Annotated in this window: 17 protein-coding genes; 7 read left to right on the top strand and 10 right to left on the bottom strand. The window is 62.8% G+C overall.

What is annotated here, in order from left to right; genetic code table 11:
• The first annotated feature begins 156 nt into the window (after positions 1-156).
• Both M2400_RS02955 and M2400_RS02950 read left to right on the top strand, forming a co-directional pair.
• Positions 157-738: a LemA family protein gene (locus M2400_RS02955; RefSeq protein WP_177112317.1), complete on the top strand. Its 582-nt coding sequence runs from the start codon at positions 157-159 to the stop codon at positions 736-738.
• A complete protein-coding gene (locus tag M2400_RS02950; RefSeq protein ID WP_259198934.1) occupies positions 735-1,901 on the top strand; it encodes a hypothetical protein in 1,167 nt (388 codons plus the stop codon). The genes M2400_RS02955 and M2400_RS02950 overlap by 4 nt, the downstream gene beginning before the upstream one ends.
• On the opposite strand, the gene pbpC is transcribed toward M2400_RS02950, so the two are convergent.
• The 3 genes from pbpC to M2400_RS02935 all read right to left on the bottom strand — a co-directional run bounded on the left by pbpC (position 1,902) and on the right by M2400_RS02935 (position 10,732).
• Entirely contained in the window at positions 1,902-4,199 is a 2,298-nt protein-coding gene (gene pbpC, locus M2400_RS02945; protein WP_259198935.1) for a penicillin-binding protein 1C, read from the bottom strand.
• Complete coding sequence (locus M2400_RS02940; RefSeq protein WP_259198936.1) at positions 4,180-10,023, bottom strand: alpha-2-macroglobulin; 5,844 nt, start codon at positions 10,021-10,023, stop codon at positions 4,180-4,182. Before M2400_RS02940 ends, pbpC begins: the two co-directional genes overlap by 20 nt.
• Positions 10,024-10,102: 79 nt before the next feature.
• Complete coding sequence (locus M2400_RS02935) at positions 10,103-10,732, bottom strand: LysE family translocator (protein ID WP_259198937.1); 630 nt, start codon at positions 10,730-10,732, stop codon at positions 10,103-10,105.
• A 145-nt stretch (positions 10,733-10,877) separates the two neighbouring features.
• Between M2400_RS02935 and M2400_RS02930 the strand changes: the two genes are divergently transcribed.
• Positions 10,878-11,351 carry an Lrp/AsnC family transcriptional regulator gene (locus tag M2400_RS02930; RefSeq protein ID WP_026078018.1) on the top strand — a complete coding sequence of 158 codons (474 nt, stop codon included), beginning with the start codon at positions 10,878-10,880 and terminating at the stop codon, positions 11,349-11,351.
• A 662-nt stretch (positions 11,352-12,013) separates the two neighbouring features.
• Here the strand turns inward: M2400_RS02930 and M2400_RS02920 are convergent.
• The 7 genes from M2400_RS02920 to M2400_RS02890 all read right to left on the bottom strand — a co-directional run bounded on the left by M2400_RS02920 (position 12,014) and on the right by M2400_RS02890 (position 18,280).
• Positions 12,014-12,946 carry a phosphatidate cytidylyltransferase gene (locus M2400_RS02920; protein ID WP_177079113.1) on the bottom strand — a complete coding sequence of 311 codons (933 nt, stop codon included), beginning with the start codon at positions 12,944-12,946 and terminating at the stop codon, positions 12,014-12,016.
• A gap of 1 nt (position 12,947) precedes the next feature.
• A complete protein-coding gene (locus M2400_RS02915) occupies positions 12,948-13,568 on the bottom strand; it encodes a 1-acyl-sn-glycerol-3-phosphate acyltransferase (RefSeq protein WP_177043625.1) in 621 nt (206 codons plus the stop codon).
• A gap of 9 nt (positions 13,569-13,577) precedes the next feature.
• Positions 13,578-14,021 (bottom strand): hypothetical protein, encoded by a 444-nt coding sequence (locus M2400_RS02910; RefSeq protein WP_259195375.1) that lies wholly within the window; start codon positions 14,019-14,021, stop codon positions 13,578-13,580.
• Positions 14,011-15,309: a phosphatase PAP2/dual specificity phosphatase family protein gene (locus tag M2400_RS02905; protein ID WP_259195376.1), complete on the bottom strand. Its 1,299-nt coding sequence runs from the start codon at positions 15,307-15,309 to the stop codon at positions 14,011-14,013. Before M2400_RS02905 ends, M2400_RS02910 begins: the two co-directional genes overlap by 11 nt.
• Before the next feature lie 3 nt (positions 15,310-15,312).
• Complete coding sequence (locus M2400_RS02900) at positions 15,313-17,067, bottom strand: bifunctional alpha/beta hydrolase/class I SAM-dependent methyltransferase (protein WP_259195377.1); 1,755 nt, start codon at positions 17,065-17,067, stop codon at positions 15,313-15,315.
• A gap of 10 nt (positions 17,068-17,077) precedes the next feature.
• The gene (locus M2400_RS02895; RefSeq protein WP_259195378.1) at positions 17,078-17,698 is read right to left on the bottom strand and encodes a CDP-alcohol phosphatidyltransferase family protein; all 621 of its coding nucleotides are present in this window, start codon (positions 17,696-17,698) and stop codon (positions 17,078-17,080) included.
• Positions 17,699-17,797: 99 nt separating this feature from the next.
• The gene (locus M2400_RS02890) at positions 17,798-18,280 is read right to left on the bottom strand and encodes a DUF6392 family protein (RefSeq protein ID WP_218171053.1); all 483 of its coding nucleotides are present in this window, start codon (positions 18,278-18,280) and stop codon (positions 17,798-17,800) included.
• A 483-nt stretch (positions 18,281-18,763) separates the two neighbouring features.
• Here M2400_RS02890 and hflK (M2400_RS02885) point away from each other — a divergent pair, with 483 nt between their 5' ends.
• From hflK (M2400_RS02885) to M2400_RS02870, 4 genes are read left to right on the top strand one after another with little or no spacing between them, the layout of a single operon-like run.
• Entirely contained in the window at positions 18,764-20,695 is a 1,932-nt protein-coding gene (hflK, locus tag M2400_RS02885) for a protease modulator HflK (RefSeq protein WP_259195379.1), read from the top strand.
• 9 nt (positions 20,696-20,704) lie between these two features.
• Complete coding sequence (hflC, locus tag M2400_RS02880; protein WP_173860313.1) at positions 20,705-21,703, top strand: protease modulator HflC; 999 nt, start codon at positions 20,705-20,707, stop codon at positions 21,701-21,703.
• Positions 21,700-22,734 carry a protease modulator HflK gene (gene hflK, locus M2400_RS02875; RefSeq protein ID WP_177043631.1) on the top strand — a complete coding sequence of 345 codons (1,035 nt, stop codon included), beginning with the start codon at positions 21,700-21,702 and terminating at the stop codon, positions 22,732-22,734. Before hflC ends, hflK (M2400_RS02875) begins: the two co-directional genes overlap by 4 nt.
• Complete coding sequence (locus M2400_RS02870; protein WP_177130117.1) at positions 22,731-24,626, top strand: cation-translocating P-type ATPase; 1,896 nt, start codon at positions 22,731-22,733, stop codon at positions 24,624-24,626. Before hflK (M2400_RS02875) ends, M2400_RS02870 begins: the two co-directional genes overlap by 4 nt.
• The last annotated feature ends 79 nt before the right edge of the window (positions 24,627-24,705 follow it).

Genomic DNA, 24,705 nt, shown 5'->3' with positions numbered 1-24,705 from the left:
CACCCGTACCAGCAAAACCCCCGATATTCGGGGGTTTTGCTTTTTCAGGCTACCGAGCATCGGCTCCTGCCGTTTCTGTGGACTAATTCCGGGAGTATTCCCCCGCTTTACCCCTAGAATGCGCCCTGTGGATAACTAGCCAGGGAATGCCGCACCATGAACATCGAACTGCTGATCGCCGGTATCGTCGTGCTGATTATTGTCGTCGGCCTGGTCGGCTGGCTGGTGGGGGTCTACAACGGCCTGGTGATGCGGCGCAACGATGTGGATAAAGCCTTCGCCAACATCGACGTGCTGCTCAAGCAACGGGCCGACCAGATTCCCGACCTGATGCGCGTGGTGCAAACCGCCATGAACCATGAGAACGCGCTGTTCACCCGCCTCAGCGACGCCCGTACCGCGTACCTCAACGCCAGCAACCTCACCGATAAGGTCGATGCCTCCAACCAGCTCAATACGGCGCTCAAGTCGGTGATTGCGGTGGCCGAGAATTATCCGACGCTGATCTCCGGCCCCAACATGGTCGAGTTGCAGCAGGCGATCTCGGCGGTGGAAGAACGCATCGCCGACCGCCGCGAGTTCTTCAATGAGTCGGTGAACCTCTACAACATCGCCATCGCGATTTTCCCGGATCTGTTCTTTGCCAAGATGCTCGGCTACCAACGTATCCCGCTGCTGGCCATCAGTGCCGAAGAAACCCGCTACGAAGGCGTAAAGCTTGAGGTGCCGGGAGCATGAAAACTACGCAGGCGGGTGTTGTCGCGAAAAAGCCGGCTTGGAAAACCGTGGTGGCGCTGATCTTTCTCGCCGGCTTCATCGGCCTGATGGTTTACGCCCCGACGATCCTGGTTGCGCTGTTTTTCCCCGTCTGCATTTTGATCGGTTTGCTGGCCAGCTTCGGCCCCAACTTCTATCGCACCGAACAGCGCCTGGCCACCAGCCAGATACGCTCTTTGGCCATGGGCCTGGTGGAGGTGAACGGCAAGGTGATCGTCGACACGCCGCTGATCTCTCCGGTCAACGGCAAACCCTGCGCCGGCTACGTGTGGATCATCGAGGAAGGCACTAAAGACAAGGATGGCGACTGGAGCTGGAGCGAGGTCTCGGCCGAGGCTCGCTGCAACGACTTCCGCCTGCAGGACGCCACCGGTGAAGTGACGGTGATTGCCGAAGGCATCGACTTGTTCGGCAAGAAGCGTCCTGACGACCATGAGTGGATCAGCAACTCCCGCCGCCAGGGCGAACTGCTCCTGACCCAGGATATGCAGGTGATGCTGATTGGCGACGCCTGCGAACGTGAGGGCAAGACGGTGATTGCCCAGGGCCGGCAACGTGACGCGGTGTTCGGCCTGGCCGAGACCAAGGATGTAGAAAACCGCCGGGTGCTGGCGCCGCTGTGGCGCGCCGGTGGTTTCTACGCGGTGGTGGTGGGGTTGATCGGTGTCGGCATCATGGCCATGACCCCGGAACATTTTGCCCAGCTGCATTTGCCGGGCCCCGCCACTTATCAGCAAATGGCGGCGCTGAACCCGGCCTATCGTTTTCTGGCCTGGTTGTACCGTGACAACGGCTTCGTGATTCCCTTCATGGCCGCGTTTGGCTTCTTGCTGTCGATGTTTGTGGTGTTGCTTGCACTGCGACTCTTGCTGCCCAAGGGCATGCGCCTGGCGGTAGGCCGTGTGCTGGGCGCCTGGATGGGCTTGGGCATGGTGATTGGCGGCGTGGTGACCTTGTTGCTGGTGGTGGCCCAGGTGGACACCATGAAGGTGTTCCTGGTGTGGATGATGATTCTGCTGGGCACCCTGGTGTTCTCGATCTTTGAGCAACGCAAGCTCGGCGCGGCGTACAAGCATTTTACAAAAGACGCAGGCGCCGCCAGTTTCGGCGACGAAGACGCCTGATCAGGGCACGAACTCCACTTTCAAGCCCCGGCTCGCGCTGCGCCCCTGATCATCAGTGACCCGCAGCCGGTACTCCCCCGATTTACCCGGCCGCCAGTTCAGCGTGGTTTGCGGCGGGCCCTGGCCGATCAAGGTCTGGTCGGCAAACCAATACAGCGTCAGCGCATCACTGGCCGCGTTGGCGTTCAGCGGGATGCTTTCCTGGGGTTGCGACAGGCGCAGGTGATAGCTGACCTGGGTCAGCGGCGAGCGAATCTGCGGCGCTTCGCTCTGGTCGCCGATTCGATTGGGTTGGCAGCTTTTCTGCACATTGGGCGGCGTGCGCCGTGGTAGCCCGGCGGCGCGGAACAGCCGCTGCACATCGCTGGGCCAGAATTCGAAGACTTCTTCACGGGTGTACTGCGGATCGAACGGCGGGCACGCGGCCTTGCCGGTGCGGGTGTCGATCAGCACCGGGCGGTGCAGGTTGGACACGCGAATCGGTGACACGCCCGGGATGTACCAGGTCTTGCGGGTGCGCGGACACCAGCGGTTGGGCAACTCGCCGGAGGCGGCGCAGACGTCGATGCGGATCAAACCGGCGGGTGGCTTGTCGGGTTTGATCACCACGTTGGGCAAGGCCAGGGGCAAGGCGTCGGCGATACGGAAGAACAGCGGCGCTGCGGTTTTCGCGCCGATAAATTCCGGATTCGGACGACCGTCGAAGTTACCTACCCACACCACCAGCACGTACGGGCCTACGAGGCCGGCGCTCCACGCATCGTGAAAACCCCATGAGGTGCCGGTCTTCCAGGCTGTGCGCCAGTGGCGTCCCGGCAGCCCGTCCGGGCGCGGGTTGCGCCGCAGCATATCGCGCACCATAAACGTGGCCTGCGGGGTGAGTAACTGGGCGCCGGTGGTTTGCGGCTGCTCCTGCAAGTAGCGCAGGGGCCGCAAATGCCCGTCACCCGCCAACATCACATACAGCCGCGCCAGTTCCTCGGGGGTCATCTCGCCGCCGCCCAGGGCCAGCGCCAGGCCGTAATGGCTTTCGCCACGCAGGCCCTTAATGCCTGCGCGTTGCAGCAAACCATAGAGTGACGGCGAGCGGACCTGACTGGCCAGCCAGACCGCCGGGATGTTGCGGCTGCGGATCAACGCATCGCGGGCTGTCACCGGGCCGACAAAACTGCCGTCGAAATTTTCCGGCTGGAAGTAGCCGAAGTTACTCGGCATGTCCTTGAGGATGCTCATGGGGTGAATCACCCCTTGGTCCAGCGCCAGGCCATACAGGAATGGCTTGAGGGTGGAGCCCGGCGAGCGCCGCGACAACACGCCGTTGACCTGGCCGTGGATGCCTGTGGATAAGTAGTCCGCCGAACCCACCAGGGCTTTTACGCTCCGGTCGCGACTGTCGACCAGAATCGCCGTGGCGTTTTCCACACCGCTGCTGCGGCGCTCGGCGATGAAGCCGGTGATCAGGCGTTCCAGCAATTGTTGCAGCGGCAGGTTGAGGGTGCTGTTCAACTCGTTGCCGGTTTGCGATGCCAGCAGCTGTTCGCTCAAGTGTGGCGCCAGAAACGGGATCTGCTGGCGGTTACGGGCTTCCAGGGGCAGGTCCAGCAAACTGTCATTACGCGGGTCCTGTGGATAAGTTTCCCGCCAGTCGGCCATCAGCCGTTGCCGGGCGGTTTGCAGCGATGGCCCGAAGCGCGCGCGGCGACCGGGCTGTTGGGGAATAACTGCCAGCGCCAGCGCTTCAGACAACGACAATTGCGCCGCAGACTTGCCAAAATAAATCCGGCTGGCCGCCTCGGCGCCTTCGATATTGCCGCCCATGGGCGCCAGGTTGAGGTAGGCCTCCAGGATGTCGTGCTTGCTGTAACGTGCCTCCAGCCACAACGCCAGGGCCATCTGCTCCAGCTTGCCGGGTACCTGACGAGTGTTGAGATCCCACAGGCGCCTGGCCAACTGCATGCTCAGGGTTGAACCGCCCTGACGCTGGCCACCGCTGTAGGTGGCCATGGCCGCCCGCAGCAAGGCCGGGGGATTGACCCCCGGGTGCCAGTAGAAATTGCGGTCTTCCTTGAGCAGCAGCGCTTCAACCAGTGACGGAGAAATCCGCTCCAGTGGTAGCCACAGGCGATATTGCCCGTCAGCCGCCAGGGTCATGCGCAGCAGCGAACCGTCGTCGGCCAGCACCACCCGTGAGGAGGTGGCCGCCTGTTCCAGCGGTGCGTGGGGCCACAACCGCAGCCCCGCCAGAATCAACGCCGCTGCCAGCAGCGGCGTCAGGCGTTTAAGGCTTGGTAATTTCAAGCTGGCCTACTTTGCCGCGTCCTTGCAGGGTGGTTTCGTACATGCCCTCGGCGTAGGCCGGTGGCGTATTGAAGGTGCCTGCGTTGGTGGCGCGTACGCGGTACACGAAGGTGCCTACATCCCGCAGCGCGGTGCCGTACAACACCACTCGGTCATCACGCACATCAACATAGTCCGGCTGCCAGTTGCTCAGGTCGGTCTCGCCGATCGGCGCTTGCCAGGCGTCGGCTTCCTCGGTGTCTTCGCTGGTTTCAACGTACTCCGAATCGTCACCTTCGCTTTCCTCGCTGCTGGCCGCTTCCGGTTCCGGCGGCAAGTTATACACAGGCTCGACGCCACCCGGCAGCAAGTCGACCACGGCCACTTGCTGCACCTGATCACGGTCGGTGGCCCGCAGGCGCAGGCGCACCAGGAATTCATCACCTACGGCGACCTTGCTGACTGGATTGCCTTTGAGGTCGAGGTATTCGTGGATGATTTCCAGGCCGTTGTTGATCGGCTTGAGGTTGGCGCCCTTGTCATAACCCGCTTCGCTCAGCATGTAGAACGCCGCCGGGCCGTCGGATTTTTCCATCTGCAGTTTTTGCGTGCCGGCAGGCACCGCTGCACGTGGCGGCTGGCCGGCCATCTGCAACAACTGTTGCTGCTTGTCGCCGAGCCACGCGGTGGCTTTGAGGGTCATATCGCTTTGGGCGCGTTGGCCATAATTGTCCAGGGCCCGCAGCAACAGTGCCGCCGACAGCGAGTTGTAGCGCTGCTCGTTGAGGCGCTTGCCAAGTTTATCCAGCAGGCTGGCCGGCACGTCGTCGAGCAACTCGGGGAAGTGACGGGCCAGCAAATGCAGGTGCTCGGCGTCGTGCACCAGCGGGTCGTAATACAGGCCGTCGCTGTCCCACTTATCCGAGAGCGAGAGCCATGGCACCTTGCGGAACAGCGCATCGGCCTGACGATCCTGCTTGAGCAACTTGTAGCTGGCGGCCAGGTACGCGGCGCCAATGTCGTTCTGCCAGGTGTCCTTGAAGTAGCTTTCGTAGCGCTCGCGGATATCGCTTAAGGCGCCGCTCACCAGAATCCCCTGACGGCTCAACAGGTAACTGGCGTAGGCGCGGTTGCGCAATTCCGACAGGCCTTCGCTTGGGCCATTGGCCAGGTCGGTGAGGTACGCGTTGGAACGTTGCAGCAAGTCTTCCGGCACCGGCAGTCCGCGTTCCCGGGCTTCGATCAGGAAGTCGGTGGCGTACAGGCTGGCGTACGGCGCCACGTCCGGGTTGGCCGCCCACAAACCGAAACCACCGGCCTGGTTCTGCCGCTGACGCAGCATACGCACCGCACCGCTGAAGGCCTGCTCGGCCTCGGGTGCATTACCGCCCCAGATCAACGCCGGCATGGCCTTGGACACCAATTGCTCGGTGCAGGCGTAGCCGTAGTCATCCAGGTAATGCTTGAGGCCGTTGGCCCAGACCAGCGGGGACGCGGCGACGCCCAATTGCACGTCGCGCAACTGGCCGAACAGCTCGCGGGTCGGTTTCAGCTCTTTGCTGGCGCTGTCGAAACGGCCCAGGCTCAGCGCCACCCGATGCTCGCTCAATGGCCGGATCGACGTGGTTTCCGCCACCTGGATCCGCTTGCCATCCGGCAGCACCGCGACGAAGCGCAAGTCTGCCGAGCCGAGGGTTTCACCGACCTTGATCTTGAACTCGGCGACGCCTTCCTTGCGCGGTTGCAGCGCCAGGGTGCTGGCCTTGTCGCCCTGTACCTGCAGGCCATCGCTGGTCTGCACTTCAAACTTCACGTCGGCTGCCGCTTCCAGGTTGCTGAACACCCCGGCGCTGACACTGAACACATCCCCCGGTGCGACAAAAGCCGGCACGTTCGGGGTGATCACCAGCGGCCCGCGCACTTCAGTGTTGGCCTCGCTGACGCCCACGCTGTCGCTGTCCACCGCCACTGCAAACAGGTGCAGCTTGCCGTTGAAGCTGTCCGGCACCTGGTAATGCAGTACGGTTTCACCGGCCGGCAAGTCCACCAGGCCAGACCACCAGGCCACAGGCGGCTGATGTTTACGCTTGAACGGGTTGAGATGGTTGGCCAGGGCGCCTTCGGTATCGCCACCGGGCGCTGCCCCACTGAGCAGGCGGCTGAATTCCGGCAGGATCAGGTCAAGGATCTGACTGGTACCGACCTCCAGCGCACGCTTCTGGAAGAAGAAGCCCAGCGGGTCCGGTGTCTGGTAACGCGCCACCTGCAGGATGCCTTCGTCCACCGCATAAACCACTGCGCGGCCCGGGCGGTCGGCGTTGACCTTGATGTCCAGGGTCTGCCCCGGTTCGATCTTCGCCGGGCCTTCGACTTTCAGTGCCATGCGCCGCGCGTCCAGGTTGATGCTGAACGGCACCACGCCGTAGGACAGCGGGCTCATGTAGACCTCGGACGAACCGATGTCCCGCACGAACTGCACGTTGACGTAGGCATTGCCCTCAAGCCCTGCGGGAACGCGGATGTGTTGCACGCTGTTGGTGCTGTCGGCCTTGAACCACTGCTGGGTGTAGACCTTGTCCCGTTCGATGGTGATCAACCCGGCGCCGGTGTACGGCGCGCGAATGCTGATGGCGATCTCATCACCGGTGGCGTAGCTGCGTTTATCCAGGCGCAGTTGCAGCTCGGCGTTACGTTCCAGGGAGCGTGAGGTGTTGCCCCGGCCGGCGACGCTGTAGTCGATCTGGTTCAGCAGGTTGCCGTTGGCGTCTTTCAGTTGCAGGGTGAAATCACCCGGGGTGCCGGTGTTCAGGGTTTGCTTGGCGCCGTCCTTGGTCATCACCAGCGGCGAGGCCGGCTGGCTGATGTTCTTGATGCGCGACTCGTATTTGTAGGTGCCGTTGGACTGCTTCACCAGCACCGAAACGTAGCGGTGCTCGACCACTTCGCTGGTCAGGCCGTCGACTGCGACGGGCGTGAGGTCTGGCGCCACGGCCAGCCATTGCACTTCACGCGGGGCGTCCTTGGCGACGAACGACAGCGAATCCTTGCTCTTCACACCCACCAGGTACGGCGCCGCCGAGACCAGCAACGCGCTTTGTGCGGCGACGTTGCGACCGCCTTCGGCTTCGTACACCTGGGTCATCACTTGCAGGCGATAGGTGCTGTTGGCGAAGCGTTGCAGGTTCAGGTCCAGCACGGCCTGGCCATTGTCGTCGACGGTGGTTTCGGCCAGGTCTTCGGAACTGGCTTCTTCCAGCGAGTCATTCAGGCGGAAACGGTAATCCGGGTAGCGATCAAAGGCCGCGAGCGTCGGGCTCAGGGACATTTTTGCGGTGACGCGACGGCCCGCCGCCGGAGCGCCGAACAAGTGCATCGCAGTGACCTTGGCCACCACCTGGTCCGGCGGGATCCAGCCCGGCACCGGCGTGTCGTGCAGGCTCAGGCTGACCTTCATGCGGTCCGGTTCAAAGTCGCGGACCTTGAAGCTGACGCTGCCCAGGTCAGTGCGCCGCTGCTTCTCGCCGATCAGTTGCAGGGTCGCGGTGTAATCGCCGGAAGGCGCCACTTCGCTGCTTGGGAAATCAAAAGTTTCAAAGCCGCTGGCGGAGAGCTTCAATGGCTGGCGAATCACCTCCAGGCCACGTGGGTCGGTGATTTGCAGCTCCACCGGCAGGCCTTGCAGCGCGCCTTTCCAGTCGCCGCTGCGCACGATCATGCCCAGGTGCGCGGTCTCGCCGGGCCGGTACAGGCCGCGGTCGGTAAACAGATAAGCGCTGAGGCGATTGATCGCACCGTCTTCTTCCAGGCCGCCTACATCAAAGCGCGACAAATCCAGCTGTTGGGACTGACGGGCAATCGGCAGGAAGGATTGGTCGTTGCCACGACTGACCACATACATCAGCGGGGTTTTCTCGCGGCGCAGTTCATCCAGCTTGGCAAAGTGCGCATGGCCTTCGGCGTCGGTGCGGCCGCTGGCGACCGGCAAACCGTTGCGGCCGATGATATCGACCTGGGCGTCGGACACTGGCGAGCCGTTGCCGATGGACTGCACATAAACGTCGTGGCTGCCATCGCTGGAGCGCTTGGCGATGATGCCCAGGTCGGTGACCACGATGAAACGCAGGTCGCTGGTGGTGTTGCGTTCGTACTCGAAGGTGCGATCAGCCGGGTCGTCCTGCGGGCTGAGCTTGAGCACGAAAATGCCCCGGCGGCCGCCGTTGGCTGTCAGGTAGTTGCTCAGGTCGACGTTGTCGTAGACGGTTTTGGACGGGTCGCTAGCCGACAGCGGAATGTCCAGGCTCTGACGCTCCACCATCCGGTCGAAGTAGTCATTGGCAAAATTCGGTCGGGCAAAGCTGCCGCTGCTCTGGTCCACCAGATGTTGCAACTGGTTGGGCAACAGGCGGGCGATTTCCACATGGGCGCCGGGCACGCCACGGGCCATGAAGCCCAGGCGTTTTTCGCCGGTGAGGCTGAGCAGGGCGCCGTCGGACAGGAACTGCAACGTGCGCGGATAAGCCGGCATGCTCACGAGGGAAGCTGTAGGGTTTTTCGCCAGGTAGCCGCCGATGGCTTCCAGGTTGGCCGGTACCCGCACATACAGGGCGCGGCCAGGCGGGGCCTTGAATTTGAAGGCGTGCAGGGTATTCAGCGGTTCGACGCTCGGCACGTGGGTCAGTTTGACCTTGGTGCTGCTGGCCAGCAGCTTGTCGTCGATGTCTTGCAGGTTCCAGGGGCGTGTATCGTCCTCGGCTTTTTCCGGCAGCATCCAGGCCTGGACCTTGTTGGCGATAGTCTCGTCGGCCACGGCGCTGGAACTGCTGAACATCAATACCGGCTCGGGCTCGGCGCGCTCGTTGTCGACAAAGCTGACTTCGGCACCGGTAAAGGTCAGGCGATAGCGGCCGGGCACGGTGACTTCGGCCACCAATGGCGCAGGGCTGGCATTGCCGCCGTCGCGGGCCTTGAGGCCTTCATCGAGCTTGGCACTGACCGGGGTGCTTTCCAGCGGTGTGGCCAGGGCGGCGGAGCGCACGAAGGCGTTGAGCTTGTGCTCGTCAAAGGTGATTTCCGGGCGATTGGGCAGTTGCGCGTCGCGGTAGGCCAGGCCTTTGCCGAGGGTTACGGAGGCACGTTTGCGTACGCTGTCTTCGTCTACCGGGTGGGAAAAGTGGAAGGTCGCGACCAGCTGTTTCTGCGTCGGATTGCTCGGGTCTTGATACAGCTCGTTTTGCGCCAAGGTGGCGCGGAACGGCTGGGTGGAGAATTGGCTGCTGTATTGGCTTAGCAGTACGCCATCGGCCAACAGGTTCTTCTTGGCCAGGTCGATGGTGTAGTGGGCGTCGACGGGCCAGTCTTTTTCCGGGGTGAACACCAGGCTGCGGTCATCCGCCCAGCGCCAGGCGCCGGCGATGGCAGGCTTGAGGGTGATGCCTTCGGTGACCGGCTTGCCGATGGCCGCCAGCGGTGCCACGGATTCGGCGAAGCGAACCTGCAAGTTATCCACAACCGGCTGCGGCTGGGTGTAATCCGTCAGGTTGGGCTTGTGCAGCGAATAGCCCACGGTGTGGGGCTGCGGCAGGTGGGAATACCAGTGCCAGCCATACACGCCAGCGGCCACCAGCAACACCAGGGCCAGGACTCCGCCGGCCGCCTGGCGCGGATAAGCCCGGGCCTTGTGGCCGAGATTGACCAGGCCGTTGCCTGTGGCTTGCAGCCAGCGCGGCGGTTGCCACTGGCCAAACAGGCTACGGGCCAGCCATCGCACGGCGCTGAACAGAACACTCACCACTGAGATCAAGGCCCCGAAAAAACGGCGGCTGGTCGCTTTTAACGAATCAAACATGGTGAGCATCCCTGGCAATGTGTCGCGTATCTTACACGTCTCTTTGATACAAAAGATGACGGCAAATGCGCCGCAAAGCTCAGGCTTGCTGTACGAAGGTGAGGCGTATCGCAAAACCGATCAAAAGGCTGCCAAACAGCCATTGCTGAAGGCGCTGGGCGGACGGGCTACGCTCCAGCCAGCGGCCGATTCTGGCACCGGCCAATCCATAGCAACCGTCGAAAGCCAGGCCGACCGCCACCAGAATCGCGCCCAACAGGGCGAACTGTGCCGTCACCGATGCGCCGTGTGGATCGATGAATTGCGGCAGCAGTACGGAGCAGAACAGCAGCGCCTTGGGGTTGAGCAGATTGGTCAGCAGGCCGCGCTGGAAGGCTCCGCGCCAGGCGTGGGCCGGTGCGGTACCGTCCTCGGCGTTCAGGTTGGGCAGCAGGTTGGCGCGCAGGCACTGGATGCCGATCCACAGCAGGTACGCTGCCCCGCCCAGGCGCACCACATCGAAGGTCCAGGGCGCGACCTTGAACAGGGTCGCCAGGCCCATCCCTGCCAGCGCGACGTGGCAGGCCCTGGCCAGCCCCAAACCGGCTGCGGTTGCCAGCGCCATTGCCTTGCCCTGGCGGGCGCCGGTTTGCAGCAGCAGGATCATGTCCGGGCCGGGCAACAGGTACACCACCGCCAGCGCGAGTAAAAACAACCAGAGTTCTGCCATGTGCCTGCCCCTTGCGGTAGGTGATTCGTAGGGCAATTTTAGGGGCGAAGGCCGGGGCAGGTGCTTGCGTAGTCAGCTGGAAAAGCGTCTAGTCTTGGCACAATCTGCCACTTCTGCTAGGCGAAACACTTCACTTATGCCAAATCTGAAACTGGATGCGTTTGACCGCAAGATTCTTGAAGCCCTGCAACGGGATGGCCGCCTGAGCAATGTGCAACTGGCGGATGAGATCGGCCTGTCGGCCTCACCTTGTTTGCGCCGGGTGCGACTGTTGGAAGAGGCGGGCGTGATCCGTGGTTACCAGGCGAGTCTTGACCGGGATGAGGTCGGGTTGGGGCTGACTGTGTTTGTCGGGGTAAAAGTGGAGCGGCATAACGACGAACAGGCGGAGGCGTTTCGGTTGGCGGTGACGGCATTGCCTCAGGTGATTTCGGCGTTTCTGGTGTCGGGGGAATCGGACTTTCTGCTGCAAGTGGTGGTGCCGGATTTACGCGGGTATGAGCGGTTCCTGACCGGGAGTTTGTTGAAGTTGCCGGGGGTGAGTGATATCCGCAGCAACTTTGCGATTCAAACGGTGAAGACGCCGGGAGCGTTGCCGTTGGGGCATCTTCCCGGCTGACGATTTCTTATTGTGATGAGGACGCTTGTTGTGGCGAGGGAGCTTGCTCCCGCTGGGCTGCGTAGCGGCCCCAAAATCTTGGGAGCGCTGCGCACTCCAGCGGGAGCAAGCTCCCTCGCCACAGGGGTTGTGTGTGCTCGGGCTATTGGGGATGCAGGCATCCACCATCACCTTGGCCATTTCCACCAGGTGCATGACTGCGGGCGAAGTTTCGCTCAACTCCTGAGCGCAGTGAAGCAGGTCCGATGCATAGGCCAAGGCGTCTTCGAAGCTGAGTTCTGGATGCGTTGTGAAGAAAGGGAATAGGTGGCCGGGCGTTACTTTGGTCATGGAATAACTCCAATTGTGCGCCCAATGTTGAACGTTCGAGCTGCTAAACCCGGTCACTGAATTGACAGTGACGGACGCTGACTAGACGCCGAAAAGACGGGGCACAAGCGGCTGGGATTCTCTCGGAAATGTCCTGCGAAGGAAAGGGAAGGGGCGCTCAAGCGGAGCATTTTCAGACTTTGTCGCAACCTTGAAAACACCGCAAAAAAGTGTGGGAGCTGGCTTGCCGGCGATGACTGACTAACCTTCAACAGTAATGTTGACTGTTAAACCGCTATCGCAGGCTAGCCAGCTCCCACATTGGAATTTAGTCGTGTTGGAGGTGGGTGTTTTCAGGTCCACCAATAGCGCACGAGATGGAAGAAGATCGGCGCCGCAAAACACACGGAATCCAGCCGATCCAGCATCCCGCCGTGCCCTTCGATCATGTGCCCCCAATCCTTCACGCCCCGGTCGCGCTTGATCGCGGACATCACGATCCCGCCGGCAAACCCCAGCAGGTTGATCAATAGCGCAATCAGGAACGACTGCCAGGGATTGAACGGTGTGGTCCACCACAGCGCCGCACCGATCAGCGATGACAACAGAATCCCGCCGACAAACCCTTCCACGGTCTTCGACGGCGACAGGTTGGGGGCGATCTTGTGTTTGCCGAACAGCTTGCCGCACACGTACTGCAGTACGTCCGACAGCTGCACCACGATCACCAGGTAGGCGATCAGCAGCAGGTTGCGGCCTTCATAGCCGACGATGTCCAGGGTCAGCAGCGCCGGGACGAAGGACACGCAGAACACCGCGATCATCAGCCCCCATTGCACTTTCGACGCCCGTTCCAGGAAGTGCGTGCTGTCACCGCCCAATGAAGCAAGGATCGGCAGCAGCAGGAACACGTACACCGGGATAAAGATCGAGAACAGCCCGTACCAGTCGAAGTAGATCAGCAGGTATTGCAGCGGCAGGGCCAGGTAAAACGCCGCCACCAGTGCCGGGTAATCGCTGCGCCGGGTCGGCGTGAGGGTGAGGAATTCCCGCAGCGCATAAAACGACACGGCGTAGAACAGCAGGATCACCGCGCCGGTGCCGAGCCAGAAGGCCACGCCGATCACCACCACCATCACCCACCAGGCGTTGATGCGGGCGTTGAGGTTGTCGATTACCGCGTTCGGCGAGCCACGGGTGCGCAGTTTGAGGATCAGGCCGATCAGTGAGGCGAGCACCAGGATCGCGCCGATCCCGCCGAACAACATCAGGGTTTGGCTATCCATCTCAGGAATGCTCCGGGGCGAGGGCAAGCAAGGCGTCGCGGGTGCGGGCGAGGAACAGCGCCTTGTCTTCGCCGTCCTCCAGTTGCAGCGGTGCGCCGAAGCTGGTGGTGCACAGCAATGGCAGCGGCAGCACGCGGCCCTTGGGCATGACCCGGTTGAGGTTGGCGATCCACACCGGGATCAATTCGGCTTGTGGATAACTCTTTGCCAGGTGATACAGGCCGCTTTTGAAGGGCAACAGGCCGTCTTCCAGATTGCGCGTGCCCTCAGGGAAGATGATCAGCGAGTCACCGTTTTCCAGAGCCTGGAGCATCGGTGCCAGTGGGTTATCCACAGGGTCCTTGCGCTCACGATCAATCAGCACGCCGTTGAACACCCGGTTGATGATGTAGCGGCGCAGGGCGCTTTTGTTCCAGTAATCGCTGCCGGCCACCGGACGGGTGAATTTACGCAGGTTCTGTGGCAACGATGCCCACAACAGTACGAAGTCGCCGTGGCTGCTGTGGTTGGCGTAATAGATGCGTTGCACCGGCACGGGCGCACAGCCAAGCCACAGGCTGCGGGCGCCGGTGACGGTGCGGGCCATGGAGGTAATCAGGGTGGCGACCACGGGTTCGAACATGAGGATTCCTTATCCGGCGAAGGGCAGCCAGGGGCTGGCCAGGATGACGGCCACGGTCAGCAGCACTTGCGCCGCCAGCAGGTAGGCTTGCTTGCGCAACAGTTTCAGGGCGCCGCGACGGCGTTCGGTCCAGGGCCGGCCGGCGCGCTTGGCGGATTGCAGGCCGAGGGCTTGCATGGCCTCGTCGAAGTCGGGCGTGCGCTCGATGTCGCGGGCCAGCAGGGCGAACAGGTCGGCGTCGAAGGCCACCCGCAGCGCCCAGTATTTTTCCAGCAGCCCGAGCACAATCATCCACAGGCTGAGGATCAGGCAGATCGGCGTGATGCTGGCCATCAGCAGTTGCGCCAGGCCAAACAGTACGCCGAGCAAGGTCAGGCCTGTGGATAACTGGTCCAGGGAACGGCCCCGGCGCAGCAGGCTGGCGACGACCTGTAATTCCATATCAGCGGGCATGGGTTAAACCCTCCAGGGCTTCACGGTGAGCAGGATGCAGGACCACACGTGGGCGTGCTGTACAAATAATAGCCACCGCCTCGTCGACATTGGCTGCGCGCCCGGTGTGGAGCAGCCATGCGGCCACGGCGGTGGCGCTGCGCGAGTAACCGAGGGCGCAGCACACCAGCAGCGGCCCGGCTGAGCGTAGCCGTTCAATGGCCTGGGCGGCTTCCAGGCATTGCGCCGCAGTGGGTGCCGTGAGATCGAGTACAGGCAGGCTGTAATAGGCGCGGCCCTGTGGATTAATCGGCAATTCGGCGCATAGATCGACGACGGCCTTGAATGAATCCATCTCAGTGCCTGCAGGAATTCGCCCCAGCCAAACGTTATCCACAACCTGATCGGGCTGTGGATGTTTACGTGTCCACAGGCGGGAATTGATCCAGGCGGCTGCCAGATAGGGCGCGAACAACCAGCGCGCCGCCGGAGTGAGTCGTCCGTCCGCACGCTTCTGAAAGCCCGAAACGCCCAGCACCAGGTAATTCGCCTTCATCAATCCAAGGGAAACCGCCGGCCAAAGTAGCCATAACCAACCGCCGCCGAGGCTGAACGCCAGGATCAAACACACCAACGATCCGAAGCCATAGCGCAATCCCAGCCGCCAACGCTGCCGGTCCCGGGTCAGGTGGGCATTCAGCAGCGGGCTCGGATGCTCCAGCGGCCACAGCCATACGCACAGCCAGCCCGCGAGGGCGCCTGTGGGTAAGTCGATAAAGTGATGTTGATAAGTGGTCAGCACCGAAAGGCCGATCAACGCGAACCAGCCATGCACCAGCCAGCGCCACAGGCCTTGGCTATGCCGCAGGTACATTATCCACAGCACCACCAGCAGGGCGATGTGCAGCGACGGTGCTTGGTTGAACGGCTTGTCGAACCCGGCGAGTACCGCAAACAGCCAGCCGAATACGCCATCCAGCTCCGGCCGTTCGAAGGTGAAGCGCAACGGCCAGATGAGGAAGCAGGTGACAGCAATCACCTGGGCCGTGAGCAGGCGCAGGGCATGCTGTTTCAGCTCATGGCGCGTACTGGGCAGTAGCAGGGAGAAGCCGTAAAGCAGGTCGATGGACCAGTAGGGCACGATGGTCCAGGCCCAGAACGGGATATGAGTTTCCCAGCCGAACACCATCGTACCCACGTCGCTGCGCTGGCTGGTGACCCACGTGGCAAAGCCGTAGGTGCTGAAAAACAGCGGCGCCAACAGCAGCAGCCACAGCACCGCCGGTTTTAACAGGCCCGGTTCACGCATGGGTCAGACCCGCTGCGCCAGGGACACGCTGAAAATCCCCCATTCATCCACGCGTTGGGTGATCTTGCGGAAACCGGCAGCTTCCACCAGTTGATCCATTTCCGCCTGGCTGCGCCGGCGCATCACCCAGGCCTGGCCCTGACGGTGGCTGGTGAGGGCGCGGGCGATCAGTTCCAGTTGCGGGTGCCACGGTTGGCCGGTGTACACCAGGTAACCACCGGGCTCCACAGCTTCGGCCAGGCCGGCGAGCGAGCCACCGACCATCGCGTTATCCGCAAACAGCTCATACAGCCCGGACACCACCGCCAGCGTCGGCTTGGGTTCCAGCGCCGCCAGGTCTGCCCGGTCAAACGCATCGCCTTTGACGAACCGGGCGATGTCGCCCAGGCCTTTCTCACGAATCAGCGCGCCACCGTCCCGCACGTTGATGTCGCTGTAGTCCCGCAACAGGATCGATTCCGGCAACGGCGAAACGCCCTGCAAGGCTTCCAGAATGTACCGACCATGCCCGGCGGCGATGTCGACGATGCGTACTTCCTTCTGCTCATCACGCAACTTGCCCATCGCCAGGCGCAGCAGCTCTTCCACGTTCAATTTGCGCTGGCGAATGCCGCGCCAGCCGATGGAGTTCAGGTAGTTGGTGTCGATCATCCGCCCCAGCCCGCCTTTGCCGGTGGGCGTATTGCGGTACACATAGTCCAGGGTGCTGCCGGAGTCGAAGCCAGTGTCGAAACCGAGCTTCACGCCATCCGACAGCTTGCTGCCCAGGCCCATGCTGGCGCGGGTCATGCGCCAGTAGAGGTCGCGCGGCGAGTTGCGCGGCAACGGTGCGGCCAGGGATTCGGATTCGGCGCAGGTCAGGCCTATCTTGTCGGCATCCAGCAAGTTGGCGCGGTCCAGCGGGTGCTCGAAGTTCTGCAGGATAAAGCGCCGGGCGCTGTTCAACGCCACGGCGCGGTCACGCTCACCGAGGGTGTCGTGGAAGAAACCGGGCAGGATGTGCAGCTCTTTCTTCAGGCTGCCCAGGCGGTCGAAGAACTGCTGCTGGGGTTTGCGGTGCACCACAAAGTCCGAGCCGGAGATCAACAGCTGGGTGGGCACCTGAATCGCCTGGGCATCGGCTACAACCCGGTCGGCCGCTTCGTACAGGCCCAGCAGCACATTCACCGAGATGGCTTTGGTAATCAGCGGATCAGTGTCGTAGGACGCCACGCGCTCCGGGTCATGGCTCAGGAACTTGGCCTTGACGTAACTGTTGACGAAAAAGTTGCCGCGAAACTTGCGCATCAACCCCAGGCCCGGGCGGGCGAAGGGCACGTAGAGCTTGACCTTGAATGCCGGGGAGGCGAGCACCAGCGAGCGAATCTTCGGCGCGTAGTCGTGCACCCACGTGGCCGCGATCACCGCGCCGACGCTTTGGGCGATCACCGCGAGGTTCTCTTCCTCAATGCTGTAGGTGGCGCCGATATGGTCGACGAAGGTCTGCACGTCCCGGGCGCTGGTGGCGAAGCTGGGGCTGTCGCCGCGTTCGCCGGGGGATTGGCCGTGGCCGCGGGCGTCCCAGGCGAAGAAGTCGAATTCCGGCAGGTTGAGTTCGTCCACCAGGTGGGCAATGCGTCCGGAGTGCTCGTGGCCGCGATGGAACAGCACGATCGCCTTGCGCGGCGCAAAGCCCGCCGGTGCGGTGGCGGGCCAGTGACGGTAGAAAAGCTCCACCCCGTCATGGGTGCTGAAGGTGTGCTCTTGCTGTTCACGCATCGCAAAATCCTTATGCAGAAGGGGAGGTTTGTTCTTCTTTGAGGCCTTGGCGCACGCGGTTGACCAGGGTGTAGGCCAGCAACGCCGCGACCAGCCACATCACCGCGTCGACCCAACCGGCACCGAGCCAGCCCAGCGCCACACCGGTGGCCAGCACACCGAGCACAAACGCCCGATCACTCTTGCCCATGGGCCCGTCGTAGCGCCGGGAAGCCCCGACCATCGGCCCGAGCACGCCGGCGTACTCGCTGAACACCGCCAGCAGCGCTACCAGCAGTACCGGCGCCAGGCTGACCTCGGGGATCAGCGCAAACGGCAGGATCAGCGCGCTGTCGGCGATCACGTCACACAGTTCATTGAGGTAGGCGCCGAGTCGCGACTGCTGGCCGAATTCCCGGGCGAGCATGCCGTCGATGGCGTTGAGGGCCATGCGCAGGATCATCCACAGCGGGATCAGCGCAAACAGCCACACATGTTGAGCAAAGCCGGCGATCAGCAATCCCACCAGCAGGGAAACCACCCCGGCGAGCACGGTGATCTGGTTGGCGGTGGTACCGTTGTCGTAGAGGCGCTGCACCAGCGGACGCAGCAGGTTCTGAAAACGCGGTTTAAGCTGATAGATCGAAATCATGGGGAGTGACGCTTCCTTGTCCGTAAGCCCGCGAAAAACTGTGGGGAGTGTGCCGATTTATCACGGCTGAAACCAGTGATGGCTCGTGTTTCTGGGGACTTAGTCATGCCCTTCAGTTATCAGGGAGAAACAGATGTTGTTCACAACAAGGTTTTCGAGGTAGCTGAATGTCACCTTGACGTTGAGGTGAGTTTTTTGATCCATGGCATAGGTGTCAGAGCCGCCTTGTATTCCCAGAACACCGGGAAGTCTGGCCGGAGGAATGGAGTCCATTGGTGTTCCCAGAACGTTACGTATGAAGCTCTGGTCCATGTTCAATGTGAATGGAGCGGGCAGTTGGCCGATATAGACGGGCTGGCCTACGGTCTGCACCAAGATGATCAATACTTCTTTCAGACGATGGGTGTCCGCCGAGAACCAAAGTTCGATGCCGGCAATTGGCTTTTGGATCAAGTCTTCGTTGTCATCATCTTCAAACAGTGGCATCAGGGGGGCGCCAGAACCAGTACCCTCCCTCACAAGTTCGTGGTACTCACGACCGAGTGCTGTCACCCAATGCTGAATTTTTTCTGCATCCACCATCAGTACCACCCCTGATCTTCATTAGTTTTGTGCATTTTGGTGCGGGGTATTGGCGATGAAACCTGTGGTGCCGCAAGCAGCACCGAATCACCTTCCCGGGATATGGGCTGGCCCCCGATATTGGCCCGGTTGCAGCCGGTCAGCACGGTGCCGCCTGCCGTGGTTTTCGCCCCCACGGTGATATTGCAGCGCCTCATATCGCGCGCTCTATTTTTGGACTGTCCATTGTCTTTCCTTTTCTCCCGCTCAAGCGCGCTCGAACACTGTAAAAGTGTTGATTCAAGAGGGAGCCTGAATGGCGGGGGAAAGATGCTGCTAAATAACCCTGGACCAAACAACTGACCGTTCGGTTAGGTGGTGTACTTGTTAGCAGAGCAAGGAGACTCTCTACGCCAGGGAATTCGTATGTTTTGCAATGACCAAACAAAAATTTCACGCCCCGCGTTATAGGGTAACCAATTGTTTCTGGGTGGGCGTTTGGGGATGCGAGTGGATCTGGACGCTGATGACGTGGCCATTGAAGGGCTGCCGCGTTTTCAGCAAGGGTTGTTTCATGCCCGCCGGTTAAGGCAGGCCGGCATTGGCCTGACGGTGCTGGCGGTTGGCGGCTGGATGCTGGCACTGTTTGTGGCGCTGTTCGCCCCGCTGTCGATCTGGCCGGTGGTGCTGATCAACTGTGCCTCGGCGTTGCTGGTGCTGGTGGCCGGTTTGCAATCGGCGTGGTGGGTCGCGGACTGGCGGGCCATGGCGCTGGGGGAACCGACGGCGCTGCTGATCGAGCCGCCGTTGCCGGCAGAAGACTCCGGTTGGCTCAACCGTCTGTTCGGCCGCGTCGGTAGCGGCTTGCTGACGCAGATTGGCGCTCCGGTGTTCTGGCTGTGCGGCTGGTCGTTGCTGGCGCTGTTCAGCGTCCTGGAATTCTGGAGCCTGACATTGCCCGCCGCCGCGGTGGGCCAGGCTGCCAGCGTGGGCGCGGCCATTGCCCTGGCGCTGGCCTTCGGCTTGCTGGTGTTTGAACGGCGCATGGCCCAGGAAAGCACCGCCCAATGGCCGGAAGCGGCGCAACTGGCGCAATTGAGCCGGGTGGCGATTATTTGCCTGGTGATCAGTGCGATTTGTCTGCTGTTTGCCGGTGAAGAATCCGTGTGGCCGTTGCGCCTGGCGGTGTTGATCGGCCTGTTGCCGGCCCTGGTGGCGCTGGAGTTTCTGCTGCGAGGCCTGCTGTCGCTGTTCAGCCCGCGCCAGGAGCGCCTTGAGCCACGGCTGATGGCGCAGAGTTTTATCGCCGGGATGCTGCGCTGGCCGCCGCAACCGTTGCTCGCCCTGCAGCATGAATTGCACAACCGTTTCGGCATCGACCTGCGGCAGATCTGGGCCTTTACCTACATGCGCCGGGCGTTCCTGCCGGTGCTGGTGGTGGTGCTGGCCGTAGGCTGGATGCTGACCGGCGTGCATGAAGTCGCCCTACAAAGCCGTGGGATTTATGAACGCTTTGGCAAGCCGGTGGAGGTCTTCGGGCCTGGCCTGCATGCCGGTTTGCCGTGGCCGCTGGGCCGGGTGCTGAACGTGGAAAACGGTGTGGTCCATGAACTGGCCACCAGCGTTGGCGAAGCGGCGACCACCGACGTCGCACCCGCCGAAGGCCCGGCGCCGTTGATCGCCAACCGCCTGTGGGACGCCAGCCATGTGAATGACAAATCCCAGGTAATCGCCAGCAGCAGCGGCGACAAGCAGAGCTTCCAGATCGTCAATATGGATGTGCGCTTCGTGTACCGCATCGGCCTGAGCGACCAGGCGGCACTCGCGGCCACCTATAACAGTGCCGATGTGCCCACGCTGATCCGCAGCACCGCCAGCCGTATCCTGGTTCACGAATTTGCCTCGCGAACCCTCGACGAGTTGCTCGGCGAACAACGCAACAGCCTCGCCGACGAAATTGGCCAGGCGGTGCAGGCGGACCTGAAGAAACTCGACAGCGGCGTGGAAATCCTCGCCACCGTGGTGGAAGCCATTCACCCACCTTCCGGTGCGGCCAATGCCTACCACGCGGTGCAAGCGGCGCAGATCGGTGCCCAGGCGCTGATCTCCCGGGAGCGCGGCGCCGCCAGCGAGCAGACCAACCAGGCGTTGCTGCAAGCCAGCACCGCCCGCGACCAGGCCCAGGCCACGGCCCATGAGGTCAGTGCCGGCGCCCAGGCGGCGGACCTGCGTTTCAGCGCCGAACAAAAGGCCTATCAACAAGCTGGCCAGGCCTTCGTGCTGGAGCAGTACCTGAGCCAACTGAGCCTGGGCCTGGCCCACGCCAAATTACTCATTCTTGATCATCGCCTGGGCGCCAGTGGCGCACCGACCATCGATCTGCGTTCCTTTACCTTACCGGCCGACCCTGCGGTGCCGCGTAAAGCCGTTCAATAAGGAGTTCATCTGTTGAGCGCTCATTCTCACGATCACGCAGGCCATGGTCACCACCACGGCCATCATCATCACCATCACGGCGATGAACAGGAAGCCGGCCCGTTCCCTTGGCGGCGCATGGGCTGGGCGGTGCTGCTGGTGCTGTTCGCCGTGGCTGCGGCGAGCCTGGTGCAGGTGCGTTCCGGCGAAGCCACGGTGATTACCCGCTTCGGCAACCCGTCGCGGGTGCTGCTGGAGCCGGGCCTGGGCTGGCGCTGGCCGGCGCCGTTCGAAGCGGCGATTCCGGTAGACCTGCGCCTGCGCACCACCTCCAGCGGTTTGCAGGATGTGGGCACCCGCGATGGCCTGCGGATCATCGTGCAGGCCTACGTGGCCTGGCAGGTGCAGGGCGACCCCGACAATGTGCAGCGTTTTATGCGTGCGGTGCAGAACCAGCCGGATGAAGCGGCGCGGCAGATTCGCACCTTCGTCGGCTCGGCGCTGGAAACCACCGCCGCCAGTTTCGACCTGGCCAACCTGGTGAACACCGATGCCAGCCAGGTGCGCATCGCCGATTTTGAAGCGCAGTTGCGCCAGCAGATTGATCAACAATTGCTCACCACCTATGGCGTGCGCGTGGTGCAGGTTGGCGTTGAACGGCTGACCTTGCCCTCGGTGACACTGGCTGCCACCGTCGACCGCATGCGCGCCGAGCGCGAGACCATCGCCACTGAACGCACCGCCGTGGGTAAACGTGAAGCGGCGCAGATTCGTTCTGCCGCCGAACGTGATGCGCGGATCGTGCAGGCCGATGCCACGGTGAAAGCCGCCGATATCGAAGCGCAATCCCGGGTGGAAGCCGCACAGATTTATGGCCGTGCCTACGCCGGCAACCCGCAGCTGTATAACCTGCTGCGCTCCCTCGACACCCTCGGCACCGTGGTTACGCCGGGCACCAAAATTATCCTGCGCACCGACGCTGCACCGTTCCGCGCCTTGGTGGACGGGCCGAAGGATGTCCAGCCATGAGTGAGCGGGAAAGCCTCGACAGCCCGTGGATCCAGGCTGGACGGCTGACGTTCCTGGCGCTGTATGCGGTGACGGTATTGGCCGCGTTGGCGTGGGCGTTTTCCAACGTACGGCAGATCGACCCGCAGAACCGCGCCGTGGTGCTGCACTTCGGCGCGCTGGACCGGATTCAGAATGCCGGGCTGCTGCTGGCCTGGCCGCGCCCGTTTGAACAAGTGGTGCTGTTGCCTGCAGCGGACCGGGTGATCGAGCGCCGGGTGGAAAACCTGCTGCGTTCCGATGCGGCCACGCAAGCCGATCGCGTGGCCAGTTTTGCTACGCCCCTGAGCGACGCCCTGGCCGGCTCCGGCTACCTGCTGACCGGCGATGCCGGCGTGGTGCAGCTGGATGTGCGGGTCTTCTATAAGGTCACCGAGCCTTACGCTTTTGTGTTACAGGGCGATCATGTGCTGCCGGCCCTGGATCGATTGGTCACCCGCAGCGCCGTGGTGCTGACCGCGGCGCGGGATCTGGACACCATCCTGGTGGCGCGCCCCGAGCTGATCGGCGCCGACAACCAGGCGGCCGAACGTCGCGAGCGGCTGCGCGGTGATCTGGTGCGAGGCATCAATCAACGCCTGGCTGACCTGGCGTCCACCGGTCTTGGCCTGGGCATCGAAGTCACCCGGGTCGACGTGCAATCGAGCCTGCCGGGCCCGGCAGTCAACGCTTTCAACGCGGTGCTGACTGCCAGCCAGCAAGCCGACAAGGCCGTGGCCAATGCCCGCACAGACGCGGAAAAACTCACCCAGACCGCCAATCAGGACGCCGACCGCGCCGTGCAGGTGGCCCACGCCCAGGCCAGCGAGCGCCTGTCCAACGCCCGGGCGCAAACCGCCACCGTCGCCAGCCTGGCACAGGTCAAGGACCCAGGCCTGTTGCTGCGCCTGTACCGCGAACGCCTGCCGAAGATTCTCGGCCAGGCCGGTTCCGTGACCACGGTGGACCCTAAAGACGATTCCCGCCTGATCATTCAGGGAGCCGAACAATGACTGCCCACGCCGCCCCGATGCTCTCATCGGCCGAACAACGCAGCGCCGCGCGGCAACTGACCTTGGCGATGCTCGCCTTGGGCCTGCTCAGCCTGGGCCTGGTATGGCGCTGGCTGGCGCCGGACCAGACCGGCGTCAGCCAATTGCTGCTGGGCGTTGCCTCGTTGCTGGTGGCTGTGCCCGTGATGCGCTCGGCCTGGTACAGCCTGCGTTATCCGAGCCTGCATGGCATCACCGACCAACTGATCGCCCTGGCGATGCTCGGCGCCTGGGCCACCGGTGACCTGCTGACCGCCGCGCTGCTGCCGATCATCATGATCTTCGGCCATGTGCTGGAAGAGCGCAGCGTCATCGGTTCCCAGGAAGCGATTCATGCCCTGGGCAAACTGACCCGCAGCCACGCGCGCCTGGTGCAGGTGGACGGGACGATTCTGGAAGTCGACAACGGCATCCTGAAGACCGGCGATATCGTCGAAGTGCGCGCCGGTGACCGGGTGCCTGCTGACGGCGTGGTGCTGTCGGGCCAGGCCAGCCTCGACACCGCGCCGATCACGGGCGAATCGGTGCCGCTGGAGGCGAGTGTGGGCGTGCAGGTGTTTGGCGGCGCGATCAACCTCGACGGCTTGCTGCGCCTTGAAGTGACCCGCACCGGCAATGAGTCGACCCTGGGCAAAGTCATCGCCCTGATGCAGAGCGCCGAACGCTCCAAGCCGCCGATCACCCGGCTGCTGGAGCGCTACGCCGGTAGCTACATGGTGCTGGTGTTGTTGCTGGCGGCGGTCACCTGGTTTGTCACCAATGACGCCCAGGCGATGCTTGCGGTGCTGGTGGCGGCGTGCCCGTGTGCGCTGGTGTTGTCGGCACCGGCCACGGCGATTGCGGGAATTGCCGTCGCAGCTCGTCATGGGATTCTGATTCGCAGCTCGGCGTTTCTTGAAGAGTTGGCGGACCTGACGTCACTGGTGGTCGACAAGACCGGCACCCTGACGTTTGGCACCCTGCGTTTGCAGTCCATCGACACCCGCGAGCCGGATCGGCAGGTGTTGCTGAATCTGGCGGCCAGCCTCGGCTCGGCCAGCAGCCATCCGGTCAGCCGGGCGTTGGCGGGGTTGGCGACTCAGGAGCAAATGCTGGTGCTGTCGGATATTCGTGAGCGTCAGGGCCTCGGTGTGGTGGCGAAGACGGAGCAGGGCGAAGCGGCTCTTGGCCGGCCGGAATTGTTTGAGCAACTGGGCATCGCGACCACGGCAGTTCCCACTCATGATGGCCCGATTGCCGGGTTGGCGTTGAACGGACAATTCCTCGCCTGGTTGCTGCTGGCGGACAGCGTGAAACCTGAAGCCCGCCAAGCGATGAAGGAGCTGCGTGAATTGGGTCTCGGTCGCCAACTGCTGCTGACCGGCGACCGCCAAAGCGTGGCCGACAGCCTGGCACTGGAAGTGGGCATCAGCGACGTCGAGGCCCAGGCCCTGCCGGAAGACAAACTCAACCGCGTATTGGGCGAAATCGGCAGCGGCTTCCGGCCCATGGTGGTGGGCGACGGGATCAACGATTCCCTGGCGCTCAAGGCCGGTGTGGTCGGCGTGGCGATGGGCGCGGGCGGGGCGGATATCGCCTTGGCATCGGCGGACGTGGTGCTGATCGGCAGCGACCTGCGACGCCTGGGCACGTGTGTGCGCTTGAGTCGCCAATGCCGGCACACGTTGCAGGTCAACGTGATCATCGGCCTGGGCTGGACGCTGGCCATCGTGGTGTTCGCCGCATTCGGCTGGCTGGGCGCGGCGGGCGCCATGATTGCGGCGGTGTTGCACAACCTCAGCACGCTGCTGGTGCTGGGGAATGCGGGGCGTTTGTTGCGCTTTCAGGAGCCGCTGTTGAAGCTCGACGAATAAATTTTAAAATTTTTTCAGCCTCGCTGTAACGCCATTGGGGGACCTCACTCTAGTGCTATGTCGAGACTGAACAATCCGT

The organism is Pseudomonas sp. BIGb0558 (assembly GCF_024807515.1).
In the GTDB taxonomy this organism is placed as follows: domain Bacteria; phylum Pseudomonadota; class Gammaproteobacteria; order Pseudomonadales; family Pseudomonadaceae; genus Aquipseudomonas; species Aquipseudomonas yamanorum_A.
The sequence above is the reverse complement of the archived record's forward strand: the minus strand, read 5'-3'. Positions and strand labels throughout refer to the sequence as shown.

Bases quoted from the DNA above. Each gene is read 5' to 3' on its own strand.
- M2400_RS02915 (WP_177043625.1), bottom strand. From the start codon at position 13,568: ATGTTCGAACCCGTGGTCGCCACCCTGATTACCTCCATGGCCCGCACC.
- M2400_RS02950 (WP_259198934.1), top strand. From the start codon at position 735: ATGAAAACTACGCAGGCGGGTGTTGTCGCGAAAAAGCCGGCTTGGAAA.
- M2400_RS02900 (WP_259195377.1), bottom strand. From the start codon at position 17,067: ATGCGTGAACAGCAAGAGCACACCTTCAGCACCCATGACGGGGTGGAG.
- hflK (WP_259195379.1), top strand. From the start codon at position 18,764: ATGCGAGTGGATCTGGACGCTGATGACGTGGCCATTGAAGGGCTGCCG.
- M2400_RS02870 (WP_177130117.1), top strand. From the start codon at position 22,731: ATGACTGCCCACGCCGCCCCGATGCTCTCATCGGCCGAACAACGCAGC.
- M2400_RS02895 (WP_259195378.1), bottom strand. From the start codon at position 17,698: ATGATTTCGATCTATCAGCTTAAACCGCGTTTTCAGAACCTGCTGCGT.
- hflK (WP_177043631.1), top strand. From the start codon at position 21,700: ATGAGTGAGCGGGAAAGCCTCGACAGCCCGTGGATCCAGGCTGGACGG.
- M2400_RS02890 (WP_218171053.1), bottom strand. From the start codon at position 18,280: ATGGTGGATGCAGAAAAAATTCAGCATTGGGTGACAGCACTCGGTCGT.
- M2400_RS02955 (WP_177112317.1), top strand. From the start codon at position 157: ATGAACATCGAACTGCTGATCGCCGGTATCGTCGTGCTGATTATTGTC.
- M2400_RS02920 (WP_177079113.1), bottom strand. From the start codon at position 12,946: ATGGATAGCCAAACCCTGATGTTGTTCGGCGGGATCGGCGCGATCCTG.
- M2400_RS02910 (WP_259195375.1), bottom strand. From the start codon at position 14,021: ATGCCCGCTGATATGGAATTACAGGTCGTCGCCAGCCTGCTGCGCCGG.
- M2400_RS02935 (WP_259198937.1), bottom strand. From the start codon at position 10,732: ATGGCAGAACTCTGGTTGTTTTTACTCGCGCTGGCGGTGGTGTACCTG.
- M2400_RS02905 (WP_259195376.1), bottom strand. From the start codon at position 15,309: ATGCGTGAACCGGGCCTGTTAAAACCGGCGGTGCTGTGGCTGCTGCTG.
- M2400_RS02940 (WP_259198936.1), bottom strand. From the start codon at position 10,023: ATGTTTGATTCGTTAAAAGCGACCAGCCGCCGTTTTTTCGGGGCCTTG.